The organism is Mesorhizobium sp. B2-4-14 (assembly GCF_006442155.1).
In the GTDB taxonomy this organism is placed as follows: Bacteria; Pseudomonadota; Alphaproteobacteria; order Rhizobiales; family Rhizobiaceae; genus Mesorhizobium.
Window position 1 is genome coordinate 38,073 of the sequence record NZ_VFVA01000038.1, and the last position, 14,775, is coordinate 52,847.

The window sequence follows — 14,775 nt, forward strand, 5'->3', positions numbered from 1 at the left end:
AGGCCGCATTTGAAAACGCAGGGTCAATTCTGCGTGTCGTCGGCAGGAGCCGAACCGTCGGCGGGTGCCGCGCCATCTGTCGGGGCTGCATTGTCGGCAGGTGCGGCTCCATCTGCAGGCGCGGGCGCGGCTGGTGCCTTGGCCTTGGCAGCCGCTGCCAGGGTCTCGCCGACCTGCTGGGCGAGATCGCGGGCGAGGCCGTTTTGCCAGATGTCGGCAGCCTTGACCAAATCACGCGTCACGGTTGGGCCGCTGTCGAGCAGCTTCTTGCCGGACTCGGAACTGTAGAAGGCCGCGATATCATTGAGTTCCTTTTCGGAAAACACCTTCGCATAGGCAAGAGCCGCTTCCTTCTCGAGGTCGGCGCGGCGCGAGGCGAGTGCCATCGCCTTCTCGTTGACCGTCTTGCCGATCAGTTCCTGCATATCCGGATTCTTCTGGATGAGCTGCGATTCGAGGGCGGCCGCCGCTTGCGGCAGGATGTTGTCGAAGGAGTCGGTCGCATGGATCGCCGCGACTGCTGCCCGGGCAGCCTTCAGGTGCGATTCCGTGACATCCTGCGAAAACGCCGGCGAGGAGAAGGCCAAGACGGCCGAAGCCGCCAGAACGGCGCAAAGGCCGCGAACCCGGTTATGCAACATCATGGTCGGTAGAACTCCCTGGTTTTCGGGCGGCATGGACGGTTTGGATGCCGTCGCCGCCGGCGATGATGGCCGCTGACGCCAGCCCGATGAAAAGACCATGCTCGACCACGCCCGGAATGGCGTGGAGAGCATTCGAAAGCGCTCTTGTATCCGGAATGCGGCCAAAAGATGCATCGAGGATAAAATGGCCGCCGTCTGTAACAAAAGGCTGGCCTCCCGTCATCCTCAATGTAACCGGACCGGAAAGGCCCAGATTTCCAGCCGTGGCGGCCACCGCGATCTCGGTGGCGCGCAGGCCGAACTGGTTGACTTCGATAGGCAGGGGAAACCGGCCGAGCGTCTCGACCATTTTCGATCGGTCGGCAATCACGATCATGCGCCGCGAGGCCGCGGCCACGATTTTCTCACGCAACAGCGCGCCGCCACCGCCCTTGATCAGGGTCAGTTCCGGGTCGACCTCGTCGGCGCCGTCGACGGTGAGATCGAGCTCGGGCGTTTCCTCGAGCGTCGACAATGGCACGCCAAGCTCGCGGCATAGCAAAGCGGTGCGCTCCGAAGTCGGTACACCTGTTATCGCCATTCCGGTGGCGACCTTGTCGGCAAGCAGCCGTACGAACTCCTCGGCTGTGGTGCCGGTGCCAATGCCGAGCCGCATGCCGTCCGTGACATGGGCAAGGGCCGCCCGCGCGGCCTCGACCTTCAATTGCCTCGCATCCATGCGCTTTGCTGCCCCGGAACCTGATGCATGCCGTCCAAAAGTGATCTCGGTTTTGGGAAAGCGACATGCATAAAACAAAGAACCAAAGCGCGCCGCATGGCCCATTGGACGCCACGCGCTTTGGTGTTTTGGGCTCCTAGCATTTTTGCAGGCGCGGTCAAAGCCCTTGGCGGCTGTCCACCGGTCTGCTTGCCTTGACGCGTCGCAGCCGCTATCGCCTGCCGATGTACAACCCTGCGCAGGATGGATCATGAGTCGCCCGATCATCGTGTTCGATCTCGACGGAACGCTGATTGACACGGCGCCGGACCTGCTCGACAGCCTCAACCACAGCCTGGCTGCCAGTGAACTCGCGGCCGTCGATGAGGCCGGCTTCAGGCGCTTTGTCGGCCATGGCGGCCGCGTCATGATAGAGCGGGCACACGCCGCGCAGCGGCGATCGCTTGATGTCGCGGAGCATGACCGGCTCCTGAAACTGTTCCTTGATCACTACACCGACAACATTCCCGGCAAATCCCGTCCCTACCCCGGTGTCATCGATGCGATCGCACTCTTCGAGAACGCAGGCTATCTGCTGGCCATCTGCACCAACAAATACGAAGCCAATTCGCGTGCATTGATCGAGGCGCTCGGCTTGACCAGACATTTCGCGGCAATCGCCGGACAGGATACGTTCGCGTTCCGCAAACCCGACCCGCGCCATCTGACCGAAACCATTCGGCTGGCGGGCGGCGATCCACACCGCGCCCTGATGGTCGGCGATTCGCAAACCGATATCGACACCGCCAAGGCCGCCGGCATTCCCGTCGTCGCTGTCGATTTCGGCTATACCGACCGCCATGTGCGCGAATTCGAACCCTCGGCGGTGATCTCGCATTTCGACGCGCTGACGCTCGATCTGGCGCAAAGGCTTATCGCCGCCGCAGGGCACTGAGCGGATAGGTGTCGGCACCCACCAGGACAGACCCGAAAGGGCGAAAAAACCGATCCCTGTGAGAACGCCAGACACCGCCTTGACTTAACCGGCTGCCCTCCCTTATATCGCGGCTCGCTTTGGCCTTCGGGCAACGAGCGGGCGATTAGCTCAGCGGGAGAGCACACCCTTCACACGGGTGGGGTCGCAGGTTCAATCCCTGCATCGCCCACCATTTTTCCCAAATGGTTATCCGGCTCTATCTTCGCGCCGAAGCGGGACAAATTGCAGCCTGCGCGGCCATAGCCAGGCGCGTACCGCATCCGTCTGGAACCAACCACAACCCCAGCGAGTTTCCTTCCGTCGAAACTTGAGGGAAAACCATGTCCAGATTTCTTCTGGCGACCAGCGTCGCCGTTCTTCTCGCTGCCGCTCCGGCTCTGGCCGCGGATGAAAAGCCGCTGCCGCCAGCCAATGCCAAGAAACTGTCGGAGATCATCGCCAAGGTCGAGCAGCGCGATGGGTTTCGCTACGTGAAGGAAGTCGACTGGGACAGTGGCGCCTACACCGTCACCTATTACACCTCGGACAAGGCCAAGGTCGAAATCACCTACGATCCGGTGACGGCCGAGCCCAAATAGGGCCGCCTGCAGATATCCTCGGATTGGATGAATATGCCCGGTTTTCGGGGAGCCCATGGTAGGTGTGCCCGGACGCGCCGCGAAATGTCCATCCTTGGAATATGATGCCGGCCTTTCCGCCGGCCCAGACGCCGGCTTCCGGGGCCTGCGGTCGGAGCGATAGTGCATGCCGCTCAAAAGTGCGCAGCGGTTTTGGGACGACATGCACAAAACAGGGACTCAAAGCGCAATACGCTTTGATCAGCTCGAGGGCGAGCGCACCGCCTCGGTCGCGTCCAGGGCCTGCTTCAGCCGGGAATCGCGGTCGTAGACATCGTTGAAATACTCGACCTTGCCGGACATGTCGGGCCAGGCGGTGAAGTAGGCGACATAGACCGGAATCTTGCGCGTCACATCCTCGGTCGAGTGCCCGTGCTTCAGCTTCTCGGCGATATAGTCGACCGAGGTGCCAAGCACCGCCGCCGCCATGCCGCGCGGATCCTGCAGGCGCACGCAGCCATGGCTGAGGGCGCGCATATCCTGCTTGAAGAACGATTTCTGCGGCGTGTCGTGCATGTAGATCGCATGCTTGTTGGGGAACAGGATCTTCAGTTCACCCAGCGCATTGGCCTCGCTTGGCTGCTGGCGCACATTGTAGGGAATGTTCGCGCCGTAAGCGCCCCAGTCGACCGCCGAGGACGGAATGTTCTTGCCGCGCGCATCGGTCACCTCATAGCCGGCGCGGTCGAGGTAGCCGGGATCGCTGCGCAACCTGGGCAGCATTTCGTTGACGATGATCGACTGCGGCACACCCCAATAGGGATGGAAGTCGACCTGCTTGATCTGGTCGTAGAAGAATGCCGTCTGGTTGGTGACCCGGCCGACGACGGCACGTGTCTTCAGCTTCTCTTCGCCATTGTCGATGTAGCTGGCGGTGAACGCTGGCTGGTTGATGAAGACGCGCGGGCTGCCGAGATCGGACGGCAGCCAGCGCAGTTCTTCCAGCGCCACCTGCACCTTGAGCAATCTGTCGGCCTTCGACGTGCCCGCCAGCAACGCGACGGTACGCGGACCGATAACGCCGTCGCCCTTCATGCCCTTCTTCTGCTGCACCGCCTTGATCAGCGGCACCAGTTCGGGAACGTAGACCTCGCTGGTCGCCAGTCGCGACAGCAGCTCTCCATAGGTGCCGCCCATCTCGTCATCGAGATTGCGCGCGATCAGCGACAGGAGCTTCGGCAGCTCGGGGCTGGTTTCGCCCGGCTTCAGCAGCAGCTTTGGATCGACGACGATCTCGTTTTCCTCACTTGCCTGCAGGGACTCCAGTTCGACACGCAGCGCCTGATATTCGGCATTCTGCGGATGCCGCGATTCCAGGTACGTGCGAACTTCCTGCGTATGCGCCAGCGTCTTCAGCACGCCGACCATGTCGAGCGGCTTGGCCGGGAAATCATAGTAGCCGGTCATCCGGTTGGGTTCGACACGGCCGCTCTGGGCGTCATGCGCGTAGCGCAATACGCGCGCCGACAGCGCCATCTCGAAGCGGACGAGTTCCTTCAACTTGGCCGCGTCATCCGCCGAGGACGAACTCGCGGCAGGCACGTCAACAGTATAGTCGGCGGGCGTGAGGCCGTAGCTTGCAGCCTCGCCGAGCACCCGCACCGCATCCTGGGCGCGGTTGTTGGGGCCGGTTCCACTCACCCAGATGAAGTCCGGGTTGGCCGAATAGTACGCGATCAGCGCCTTGGCGACGTCGGGTTCGGCATAGAGTTCGTAGTCGCCGAGACCGGCAACGGCATCGTGAAAAGCGGCCTCCGTGGTGGATGAAACGAACGCGGCATCCTGCGGCATCGCGGGCTGCGGCGCTGAGGACAGTTTCGAGAAGTCGACGCGCACCAGCTTGTCGGCCTTGTATGTGTAGTAGGACGGGCTGCTGATTTTTACCCCGCCATCGCCGCCGCCCCCCGGCGCTTTCGGCTTGTGCTTCGGCGGCGGCGGAAACTCGCCCTGCGGCTGGTGCTTTATGCCGCCGCCGAACAGCATCTCGAAGAGCCCTTGCGCGCCTGCCTGAGGCGCGCCGAAAGCAAGCGTCGCCGTCATCGCCATCAGCGACAACACGGTTGCTTTGTTACCAAGGACTTTCATGAATCACCCGCTCCGGCCGCAACCGGTTCCCGTTCCGCACGCTAAACCGTCTCGCTCACCGCATGGCGGATGTAAGGCGCGACTATACCGATTCATACCGATTTCGTTAAGCTTTCATAAATTTCGGCGGGGTTGTTGCAGAACGGTTTCACAACGTCGTGACGGCCGGAGCGGAGATGTTTCCGCTCCAGCCGCGGGATCCAGGCGCCTTCACGCTTCGTGCACCGCCCTGCTGGCGGCCGAGGCCGGGGCGGTGGCCGCGTGGAAGGCGATGGCTGGCAACCAACGCCGCGTGACAAACGCTGGCTGTTGTGCTCGAAATTCGAACCTGCCAGCAAGAGAGGGACGACCGTGAAAAAAGGGTATCGCGAACTGCTCGACGAGGCGAACGCCGAGATCGAAGTGGTTTCGCCGGAGGAGGCGGCAGGATTGCTCGAGGACGAAGGCACCATCTTCGTCGATCTGCGCGACCATCGCGAGATCGAACGCGACGGCAGGATCCCTGGCGCCAAGCATGTCACCCGTGGCATGTTGGAATTCTGGATCGATCCGGAAAGTCCCTACCACAAGCCGTTCTTCGCGTCGGGGAAAAGCTTCGTCTTCTTCTGCGCCGGCGGCTGGCGCTCCGCACTGGCCACCAAGACCGCGCAGGACATGGGGCTCACGCCGGTCAAGCATATTCTAGGCGGTTACACCGCCTGGAAGGCGGCTGGACTGCCTGTGGAGCCTGGCGAAAAGAAGAAATAATCCGAGTCTGCTCAGTGGAGCCGCGACGGCTCCCGGGCCACGAAGGCGACGGCGTGTTCAACCACGCCCTTATCCGCAAGAATGCGGCGATGGCCGAGCCCTTCGGCCCACTGGAGCCGCACATGGCCGCCGGCACCGGCATAACGTCTTGCATGCTCGGCAGGCACCTCGCGGTCGTCAGGCGCGTGGATGACCAGGGTCGGCACGGGCGCCTGGGCGAGCTGGCGGTCACCGGTGAATTCATGCAGGGGCCGGCCGGAAAGGTTTTCGACACGGTCCGCCATGGCAACCTGCGAGCGGGGGCTTGAGCATGCGGCTGAAGTCGGCGAAGATCGCCGGCAAGGAGCTTGGTGCCGCGATCAGCACAAGACGTCCAGCCGCCAGCGGCGGGACGTTCTTAATGGACCCGGCAACGGCATTGGCGGCGACGGCACCGCCGAAGGAATGACCGACCGCCGCGGTAAAGGGGCCAAACCACTCGCCGGCGAGCCGCACCGCGTCCACCGCGTTGACCATGTTCAGTCTGCGGCCCTGCGACTGGCCATGGCCAGGCAGGTCAAGCGAAACCACCCTGTAGCCGGCCGCGCGATAGCCCACGATCAATGCACGCATATATTCGGTGCGCGATCGCCAGCCGTGGACGACAAGCACCGTGCCAGCGGCAGCCCTGCCCGGCTCCGGCCGGAATTCATGCACCATCACGCAACCGGTCGCGGTCTTCAGCCGGTGATGGCGCGCTTCGGCCATGAACCCGGCAGCCCGGTCGATGGCGCGGCGCTCGCCGTCGGTGAGCGCCCTGGTGCTTGGCGTACGGCAGAACAGTTCGAAAGCCGCGCGCCCGGTGATACGCGGCGCGATATGTTCGGCCGCACCAAACACACCTCGGATGACCTTCAGCCCGAATGATGCCATAGTGAGAATCCATCCATACGTTCAAGCATGAACATAATAGTTCAAAGATGAACAATAGACAAGAGCTACCCTGGGACAACCCGCGTTTTCGCAACTGGGTCGCGGTGGCGCGCGCCTGTCATGTGCTGGAGCGCACGCTGGCGGTGAAACTCGCGCCGCTCGACCTGAAGCCGGCGCAGCTCGACGTGCTGATGAACCTTTACCGCCACCCCGGCATGTCGCAGCACGACCTTGCCCGCAAGCTGCTCGTCGGCCGCTCCAACATCACAATGCTGTTGCCGCAACTGGAGACACGTGGCTTGCTGCGCCGCGAGGGCGATGAGAAGGACAAGCGCATCCTGCGCCTCGCCCTGACCGAAGCCGGCGAAGCGCTGCTGATGCAGGCGCTGAAAGTGCATATGGCGCTGATCGAAAAGGCGATGAGCCAGTCGACGCCGGAACAATGCGACATGATCGGCGAGCAGATGCGCAAGATCACCGAGGTGCTGAAGGAAGCCTGACCGTCTCTTGGCCACGCATCCACTTACCACATCGATTTTTTCGCCCGCTCCGGCCATTCCTTGTCATAGGTTTCGCCGTCGATATTCCTGCGGCTGGTGATTTCCAGGATCTGTCCGGGCGTCGGCAGCGACTTCGGGTCGACATGCCTGGCCGGGTTCCACAATTCCGACCGCACGATGGCGCGGGCGCACTGGAAGTAGACCGCATCGACATCGATGACGGTCACCGAGCGCGCCGGCTTGCCGTCCACGATGAATGACGCGCAAAGTGCTGCGTCGGTGGTGATATACGCCCGGCCGTTGATACGCAGCGTCGTGCCTGAGCCCGGCACCAGGAACAGCAGCCCGACACGCGGATCCCTGATGATGTTCTTCAACGAATCGGCGCGATTGTTGCCGCGCCGGTCCGGCATCATCAGCGTTTTCGTATCAACGATACGCACGAAGCCGGCGAGATCGCCGCGCGGCGAGCAATCCAGCCCCTCCGGCCCACTGGTCGAGAGGGCAACGAACGGTGAGGCGTTGATGAAGGCGGCATATTCCGGGATGACATGGTCGAGTTCCTTGACCAGCGAGGCTTCGCCGGGCAGTCCGTAGAGCGCCTCCAACTGCTCGACCGACGTGATGACCGACATCTTCTTCCCTCCCGCGAACCTTTGCCGGCGCTACGCCACGTCCATGACGATTTGACGACAGCCGGTCGCCGAAGTTGAATCTCCGGCGCGCAGATCAGCGGTCCCGGCTCAAGCCCTTTTCCGCAAGTTCGGCAAGGTAAGCACTCCAGCGCTCGTCCTTCTCGTGCCCGAGCGTGTGCAGGTAGTTCCAGGTGAAGATGCCTGTATCATGGAAATCGTCGAAAGTGATGCGCACCGCATAATTGCCGACCGGCTCGATCTTCAGGATGGCCACATTGCGCTTGCCGGGAACCGTCACCCGTTGATCCGGTGAATGGCCCTGCACCTCCGCCGACGGCGATACCACACGCAGGAATTCCGCCGGCAGCTCGAACGGCTGATGGTCGGGAAACGTCACGGTGAGCAGCTTGCGGTCCTTGGAGACCCTCAGTTCTTTTGGCGCCGTCATGATCGGTCCCGCTTGAAATCGCCCCTTCCCTACGCTGCTTCGTGCCGTGCGAAAAGGCTTGGAGGGTGCCGACGCGCGATGTCGGTCGGGGAATGTTACCAAAGATCAAGGCCGGCTATCTTGAATGGCGGGTTGGATCGTATCACATAGCCATATATAACGACGCCGGTAATGGCCACGGAACGTTCGAACATGGACATGATCGACCCCTTCGGTCGCACGATCAGTTATCTCAGAGTGTCGGTCACCGACCGCTGCGATTTTCGTTGCACCTATTGTATGGCCGAGGACATGGCATTCCTGCCAAAGAAGGACCTGCTGTCGCTGGAAGAGCTGGACCGGCTCTGCACTGTGTTCATCCAAAAGGGCGTCAAAAGGCTGCGCCTCACTGGCGGCGAGCCGCTGGTGCGCAAGAACATCATGCATCTGGTGCGCCAGTTGTCGCGCCATCTTGACAGCGGCGCGTTGGAAGAACTGACGCTGACCACCAACGGCTCGCAACTGTCGCGCTTCGCCGCTGAGCTTGCCGATTGCGGCGTCAAGCGCATCAACGTCTCGCTCGATACCCTTGACGCCGACAAGTTCCACCAGATCACCCGGTGGGGGCACCTCGGCAAGGTCATGGCGGGCATCGACGCCGCTCAGGCGGCCGGGCTGAAGGTCAAGCTCAACGCGGTGGCGCTAAAGGATTTCAACGACGCCGAACTGCCTGACATGATGCGCTGGGCGCATGGCCGTGGCATGGACCTGACTGTCATCGAGACCATGCCGATGGGCGAGATCGACGCCGACCGCACCGACCAGTACCTGCCGCTGTCGCTGCTGCGCGCTTCGCTCGAGCGACAGTTCACGCTGACCGATATTCCCTTCAAGACCGGCGGCCCCGCCCGCTACGTCCAAGTCGCCGAGACCGGCGGGAAACTCGGCTTCATCACGCCGATGACGCATAATTTCTGCGAAAGCTGCAACCGCGTCAGGCTGACCTGCACGGGCACGCTCTATATGTGCCTCGGCCAGGAAGACGCGGCCGACTTGCGCGCGCCGTTGCGCGCGTCCGAGGGCAATGAACTTGTCGCCGACGCAATAGACGAAGCCATCGGCCGCAAGCCGAAAGGCCATGATTTCATCATCGACCGCCGCACCAGCCGCCCATCGGTGTCACGGCATATGAGCGTAACGGGCGGCTGACCAGCGCCGTTTTTTGCAAGGATCGCCTTTCGGTCATCGGCTTTGGGGCAATGCATGCGGCGGCTTTCCTCAATTATGGCGGGTTTCGCGGCAATTACAGTAGGCAGCGCAACTGCCGCCCCCTTCACCTATGTGAACGAGCGCTTCGGCACGGTCTGCACCTTTCCCGACGACATATTCACCGATCGTCAGCCCGAGCCGGAAAATGGCGACGGGCAGGTATGGCTGAGCGCGGACGGCGCCAGCTTGACGTGCTCCGGCATTCTCAACATCGACAATGACACGCCGAAGGGTTTCGTTGCGGCCGAGAAAGCCAGCGAGGAGCAAAGCTACACAATCGCCTACAGCAAGACCGGCAAGGACTGGGCGGTGCTGTCGGGCCGGAAGGATGGTAAGATCTTTTATGAGCGGCGGCTGTTCGGCCGCGATGGCGTCATCCGCACAGTCTGGATCGACTATCCACCGGCCCTGAAGTCGAAATATGACCCGATAGTCGGTGCCATTGCCGGCAGTCTCAAGGGGCCATGAACGCTGCCGAGACCAAGAGCATTTTAGCCACACCGCAAACAAATTTTTGTTCGCGAATGTCCGTCTGATTTACCGGCGGTGTTTTCCCGCCTAGCGTCGCTCTTGTAGCGGTTATCGCTCTTGGGGGATTACATGAGACGCCAAATTCTTGTTTCGTTCGCAATGCTCGGCCTCGCCGCCCTGCCGGCGGCTGCCCAGTCGATCGGTGGGACCTACACCGTCGCCGGCACCAATTTCGACGGCTCGTCCTATGGCGGCGAAGCCACCATCACGCTCACCAGCGGGACCACCTGCACCATCCATTGGGAGACCGGCGGTTCTTCTTCCGACGGCATCTGCATGCGCAACGACAATGCATTCTCCGCCGGCTATGTCATGGACAAGGATATCGGCCTCGTCGTCTACAAGGTCGAGGAGGATGGCTCGCTGCATGGCCTGTGGACGATCGCCGGTAAGGAAGGTAACGGCACCGAGGTGCTGACGCCGAAGAAATAGCATCGTCGTGGCCGGACAGCTTGCGGGAGGCGAAGCCGCCTCCCGACCACGGCCAATCCAGAATATGATTCCATGCCGGCGATCGTGGATGCCCCTGTCCTGGTACAGTCCTTTGCCGTTGCTCTTTCCTGGCGAACTGTTACAGGCTTGCTGCCAAAGCAACCGGTAGATGTCTTGACTCTTTCTCCAAATCTTCGCGGCGCGTTGTTCATGATGGTGGCGATGGTTGGCTTCACGCTCAACGACGCCATCACCAAATATTCTTCGCAATCGATGAACATGGCGCAGGTCATGCTGATCAGAGGCGCATTCGCCTCGCTTTTCGTCGGCCTGCTGGCCTGGCAACGGGGCGCGCTTTCGCAGCCGCGTCTGATGCTGCAGCCGCTGGTGGCAATCCGCGTGCTTGGCGAAGCGGGCGCCACCGTGTCGTTTCTCGTGGCGCTCGCCCATCTGCCGATCGGCAGCGTTTCGGCCGTTCTTCAGGCGCTGCCGCTGGCGGTGACGATGGGTGCCGCGCTATTCTTCGGCGAAGCGGTCGGCTGGCGACGCTGGCTGGCGATCGCCACGGGGTTTGCCGGCGTGCTGGTCATCGTGCGGCCGGGTTTCGATGGCTTCAGCGTCTATTCCCTTGTGGCGCTGGCCAGCGTCGCATGCTGCACCGTGCGCGATCTCGCCACCAAGCGCATTCCTCAAACCGTGCCGACGATGCTGGTCTCGACCGCCACCGCACTCGCAATGACCGTCGTCGGCGCGGTGCTGCTGTCGCCGATGGGCGGGTGGACGCCGATGACCGGCAAAAGCACGGCGCTGCTGGCGCTGGCGGCCGTTCTTGTGCTCATCGGCTATCAATTCATCATCATGGCGATGCGTTCGGGCGAAATCTCCTTCATCGCGCCATTCCGCTATACGGCGCTCCTCTGGTCCATCCTGCTGGGCCTGATCGTCTTCGGCGACATACCGGACATCCCGATGACCGCCGGCGCTACAATCGTCGTCGGCTCGGGCCTCTATGCGCTTTATCGTGAGCGGGTGGTCGGCCGGCGAAGGATCGTCGCTGAAAGCACGGGACCGGCCATGGCGCCGGATGGAATCTAGCCCTCGAAGTTGCTTGCGATTTCCGGCGGCTGGCGTACAGGCTGGGTGGCATGAAGCGAGATGTCGCGGGGATCATTCTGGCTGGCGGCCAATCGAGGCGGATGGGAGGCGGCGACAAGAGCCTGTTGCCGCTTGGCAGTGGCCGCGTGCTTGATCAGGTCCTGTCGCGCTTTGGTCCGCAGATGGAAAGCCTGGCGCTGAGCGCCAATGGCGACCCGGCGCGCTTTGCCCGGTTCGGACTGCCGGTGCTTGCCGACACGGTCGAAGGCTTTGCCGGACCGCTTGCCGGAATCCTGGCTGGCCTTGAATGGGCGGTTGCCAGCACGCCCTGCAAGGCGATCGTCACCGCTGCCGGCGATACACCTTTCCTGCCGCTCGATCTCGTCGATCGCCTGGCCGCGGCAGCCGGTAAGTATCCCGGGAAGATCGCCGTCGCCTCTTCGGCCGGCCGGCGACACCCGACCTTCGCGCTGTGGCCGACCGGATGCCGCGACGCCTTGCGGCATTTCCTGGTCGATGAGGACAACAGGCGGGTTTCGGCTTTTGTCGAGCGGCACGGCCATGTCGAGGTGGACTTTCCGGTCCTCCAATCCGCCGGCCAGCCGCTCGATCCTTTTTTCAACATCAATGTACCGGACGACCTTGCCGACGCTGTGCGTCTGTTGCAGAGCATAACGTCATGAATAGGCGCATCTTCGGCATCACCGGCTGGAAAAACTCCGGCAAGACCACACTGACCGAAAAGCTGGTCGCGGAGCTTGTGCGGCGCGGCTGGAAGGTCTCGACGGTCAAGCATGCCCATCATGATTTCGACATCGACAAGCCCGGCGCGGACAGCTTCCGTCATCGGCAGGCCGGCGCCTCCGAGGTGGCGATCGTGTCCGGCAATCGCTGGGCGCTGATGCACGAATTGCGTGGCGAGAATGAACCTTCCTTGACCGATATTCTGGCACGGCTTGCCCCATGCGACATCGTGCTGGTCGAAGGCTACAAGCGCGAATCCCACTGCAAGATCGAAACCAGGCGACTGGAAGCGAAGGACCGGACCCCGCTTTCGGCGGGTGATCCCAATGTTATCGCGGTCGCCGCGGATTTCGTCGTTGCGGACAAGAGCCTGCCGGTATTCGACCTCGATGACGTAAAATCGATAGTCGACTTCATCGAACGCACGACCGGTCTCGTTGCTTCAGATGTAACGTAACGGCAGAACCTCATGACCGATTTGGGTGGTTTTGCAGTTGCTTTTTTCTTGGAAAGAATGGGAGTATCGCTTCAGCGGGCGGTCAAAAGCACCGCCCCACAGAGCCGTTTCGGAACGACGGCCGGGACCATAAAGAGAGGACTATCATGCGTATTGCACTGCGTATCGCGCTCGCCGCATCGGCTGCGCTGCTGACGCTCGGCGTAGCCCAGGCCCAGGAAAAGACCCTGAGGATCGGCACCGAAGGCGCCTACCCTCCATTCAACAATCTCACCGCTGATGGCCAACTCGTCGGCTTCGACATCGACATCGCCAAAGCGCTTTGCGATGAAATGAAGGTCAAGTGCACCTTCGTCGCCCAGGATTGGGACGGTATCATCCCGGCGCTTCAGGCCGGCAAGTTCGATGCCATCGTCGCCTCGATGTCGATCACCCCGGAGCGCCAGCAGAAGGTCGACTTCTCGCACAAATACTACAACACGCCATCGGCGCTCGCAGTGCCGAAGGACAGCACGTTGAAAGGCGTGACCAAGGAAGACCTCGCCGGCAAGACGATCGGCGTCGCCACCACGACCACGCACTTCAACTATGCCTCGAAGACCTACACCGACAGCACCGTCAAGGGCTATCCGAGCAGCCCCGAGGAGCAGGCCGATCTCGCCAATGGACGCCTTGACGCCATCGAGGACGACATCGTGGTCCTGCAGCAATGGCTGGATTCGCCTGACGGCGCCTGCTGCAAGATCCTCGGTCAACCGAAGCCGCAGCCGGTCGAGATTTTTGGACCGGGCGCCGGCATTGCGGTACGCAAGGGCGAGACCGACCTGGTCAACAAGCTCAATGCCGCCATCGACGCCATCCGCGCCAATGGAAAATACAAGGAAATCAACGACAAGTATTTCAAGTTCGACGTCTACGGCGCCGAGTCCTGATAATTGCGCGGAGGGCGGTGAGGAATTCCTCGCCACCCTTCAATCATCCCGGGATCGCCACGGAGACAAGACTCGTAAATGCCGGCCCAAAGCATTTGGACACTTCTCAGTTGGGGCCCCGATGGCTGGAGTGACGATATTGCCTATGGCGCGATGGTCACCATCGCGCTCGCCCTTGCAACACTGCCGATCGGCCTGACGATCGGCTTTTTCGTCGCCTGGGCCAAGCAGTCCGAAGAACCGTCGCTGCGGCTGGCGGCCAACATATACACCACCGTGTTTCGCGGCCTGCCGGAATTGGTGACGCTGTTCCTGTTCTTCTTCGGCATGCCCATCTTGCTGCAATACATCATCCGCTTCTTCAAGCCCGAGGCGACGATCGATGTGGACAGCTTCGTCGCCGGCATGATCGTGCTTTCGTTGATCTTTTCGTCCTATGCCAGCGAGGTATTCCTTTCGGCCTTTCGCGCCATTCCAAAGGGCCAGTATGAGGGTGGCTATGCGATCGGGCTGTCGAAGTGGCTGACCATGCGCAAGGTGATCTTGCCCCAGTTGCTACGCATCGCCTTCCCCGGTCTCGAGAATTGCTGGCTGAGCCTGCTCAAGGACACCGCCCTGGTTTCTGTGGTCAACCTCGCCGAGACCTTGCGCAACGCCGGCGTGGCGGCGCGCGTCACCAAGCATTCGTTCCTCTTCTATAGCTTCGCCGCGCTGGTCTTCCTCGTCCTGGCGATCCTGTCGTCGATCGCCACCGGGTTTATCTTGCGCTCGCTGGGGCGGAGGGAGGCGCGATGAGCATCACGGAAGCGATCGCGGTCGAACGGCCTCCACCGCCGGCTCGCGGCTGGCCGCGCACCCGCATCGTGGGATATGCGCTTGTCGGCCTGTGGATTCTCTTCGGCCTCGGTATCGTTGCCTATCTTTTCTATTCCTGGAACGGCGAATTCTTCGCCAAGTATGCGCCGGCCTATCTGCAAGGGCTGGGAACCACGCTGGCGCTCGTGTCGATATCGATGGTGCTCGGCGCGATCCTATCATTGCCCGTCACCTTTGG

General features: G+C 62.0%; 17 protein-coding genes, 1 tRNA gene and 2 pseudogenes. 14 read left to right on the top strand and 6 right to left on the bottom strand.

The window, feature by feature from the left end:
* Positions 1-23: 23 nt before the first annotated feature.
* Together FJ938_RS24910 and rpiA are read right to left on the bottom strand one after the other, a co-directional pair.
* Positions 24-644 (bottom strand): DUF2059 domain-containing protein, encoded by a 621-nt coding sequence (locus FJ938_RS24910; protein WP_140606921.1) that lies wholly within the window; start codon positions 642-644, stop codon positions 24-26.
* Positions 631-1,362, bottom strand: coding sequence for a ribose-5-phosphate isomerase RpiA (gene rpiA, locus FJ938_RS24915; RefSeq protein WP_140606922.1), 732 nt, complete (start codon positions 1,360-1,362; stop codon positions 631-633). The genes FJ938_RS24910 and rpiA overlap by 14 nt, the downstream gene beginning before the upstream one ends.
* Positions 1,363-1,612: 250 nt before the next feature.
* On the opposite strand from rpiA, the gene FJ938_RS24920 reads away from it, so the two are divergent.
* From FJ938_RS24920 to FJ938_RS24930, 3 genes are all read left to right on the top strand, one after another.
* Positions 1,613-2,296 (top strand): phosphoglycolate phosphatase, encoded by a 684-nt coding sequence (locus FJ938_RS24920; RefSeq protein ID WP_140698460.1) that lies wholly within the window; start codon positions 1,613-1,615, stop codon positions 2,294-2,296.
* A 139-nt stretch (positions 2,297-2,435) separates the two neighbouring features.
* Positions 2,436-2,510: transfer RNA gene (locus FJ938_RS24925), tRNA-Val, on the top strand.
* 148 nt (positions 2,511-2,658) lie between these two features.
* Complete coding sequence (locus FJ938_RS24930) at positions 2,659-2,916, top strand: PepSY domain-containing protein (RefSeq protein WP_140606924.1); 258 nt, start codon at positions 2,659-2,661, stop codon at positions 2,914-2,916.
* A 240-nt stretch (positions 2,917-3,156) separates the two neighbouring features.
* Here FJ938_RS24930 and FJ938_RS24935 read toward each other — a convergent pair whose 3' ends face one another.
* A complete protein-coding gene (locus tag FJ938_RS24935; protein WP_140698462.1) occupies positions 3,157-5,040 on the bottom strand; it encodes a murein L,D-transpeptidase in 1,884 nt (627 codons plus the stop codon).
* A 351-nt stretch (positions 5,041-5,391) separates the two neighbouring features.
* On the opposite strand from FJ938_RS24935, the gene FJ938_RS24940 reads away from it, so the two are divergent.
* Positions 5,392-5,787 (top strand): rhodanese-like domain-containing protein, encoded by a 396-nt coding sequence (locus tag FJ938_RS24940; protein WP_140606926.1) that lies wholly within the window; start codon positions 5,392-5,394, stop codon positions 5,785-5,787.
* Between the two features lie 11 nt (positions 5,788-5,798).
* On the opposite strand, the pseudogene FJ938_RS24945 reads toward FJ938_RS24940, so the two are convergent.
* Positions 5,799-6,699 (bottom strand): annotated as a pseudogene (locus FJ938_RS24945) (alpha/beta hydrolase).
* Between the two features lie 47 nt (positions 6,700-6,746).
* Between FJ938_RS24945 and FJ938_RS24950 the strand changes: the two are divergent.
* Positions 6,747-7,199, top strand: coding sequence for a MarR family transcriptional regulator (locus tag FJ938_RS24950; RefSeq protein WP_140606928.1), 453 nt, complete (start codon positions 6,747-6,749; stop codon positions 7,197-7,199).
* 23 nt (positions 7,200-7,222) lie between these two features.
* Here FJ938_RS24950 and FJ938_RS24955 read toward each other — a convergent pair whose 3' ends face one another.
* Positions 7,223-7,834: a pyridoxamine 5'-phosphate oxidase family protein gene (locus FJ938_RS24955; RefSeq protein ID WP_140698464.1), complete on the bottom strand. Its 612-nt coding sequence runs from the start codon at positions 7,832-7,834 to the stop codon at positions 7,223-7,225.
* A gap of 94 nt (positions 7,835-7,928) precedes the next feature.
* Positions 7,929-8,282, bottom strand: a complete 354-nt coding sequence (locus tag FJ938_RS24960) for a DUF971 domain-containing protein (RefSeq protein ID WP_140698466.1) — start codon at positions 8,280-8,282, stop codon at positions 7,929-7,931.
* A 192-nt stretch (positions 8,283-8,474) separates the two neighbouring features.
* On the opposite strand from FJ938_RS24960, the gene moaA reads away from it, so the two are divergent.
* The 9 genes and pseudogenes from moaA to FJ938_RS25005 form a co-directional block, all read left to right on the top strand.
* Positions 8,475-9,470 (top strand): GTP 3',8-cyclase MoaA, encoded by a 996-nt coding sequence (gene moaA / locus FJ938_RS24965; protein ID WP_140606931.1) that lies wholly within the window; start codon positions 8,475-8,477, stop codon positions 9,468-9,470.
* 54 nt (positions 9,471-9,524) lie between these two features.
* Positions 9,525-9,998: a hypothetical protein gene (locus FJ938_RS24970; protein WP_140698469.1), complete on the top strand. Its 474-nt coding sequence runs from the start codon at positions 9,525-9,527 to the stop codon at positions 9,996-9,998.
* Positions 9,999-10,130: 132 nt separating this feature from the next.
* A complete protein-coding gene (locus FJ938_RS24975) occupies positions 10,131-10,493 on the top strand; it encodes a hypothetical protein (RefSeq protein ID WP_140606933.1) in 363 nt (120 codons plus the stop codon).
* Between the two features lie 174 nt (positions 10,494-10,667).
* On the top strand, positions 10,668-11,588 hold the full coding sequence (locus FJ938_RS24980) for a DMT family transporter (protein WP_140698471.1): 921 nt from the start codon (positions 10,668-10,670) through the stop codon (positions 11,586-11,588).
* A gap of 50 nt (positions 11,589-11,638) precedes the next feature.
* Positions 11,639-12,271, top strand: coding sequence for a molybdenum cofactor guanylyltransferase MobA (gene mobA / locus FJ938_RS24985; RefSeq protein ID WP_140698474.1), 633 nt, complete (start codon positions 11,639-11,641; stop codon positions 12,269-12,271).
* Positions 12,268-12,789 (top strand): molybdopterin-guanine dinucleotide biosynthesis protein B, encoded by a 522-nt coding sequence (gene mobB, locus FJ938_RS24990; RefSeq protein WP_140698477.1) that lies wholly within the window; start codon positions 12,268-12,270, stop codon positions 12,787-12,789. Before mobA ends, mobB begins: the two co-directional genes overlap by 4 nt.
* A gap of 146 nt (positions 12,790-12,935) precedes the next feature.
* A complete protein-coding gene (locus FJ938_RS24995) occupies positions 12,936-13,721 on the top strand; it encodes an ABC transporter substrate-binding protein (RefSeq protein ID WP_140606937.1) in 786 nt (261 codons plus the stop codon).
* Between the two features lie 78 nt (positions 13,722-13,799).
* Positions 13,800-14,516, top strand: coding sequence for an ABC transporter permease (locus tag FJ938_RS25000; protein ID WP_140606938.1), 717 nt, complete (start codon positions 13,800-13,802; stop codon positions 14,514-14,516).
* A pseudogene (locus tag FJ938_RS25005) lies at positions 14,513-14,775 on the top strand (amino acid ABC transporter permease); the annotation flags it as partial. The gene FJ938_RS25000 and the pseudogene FJ938_RS25005, both read left to right, overlap by 4 nt.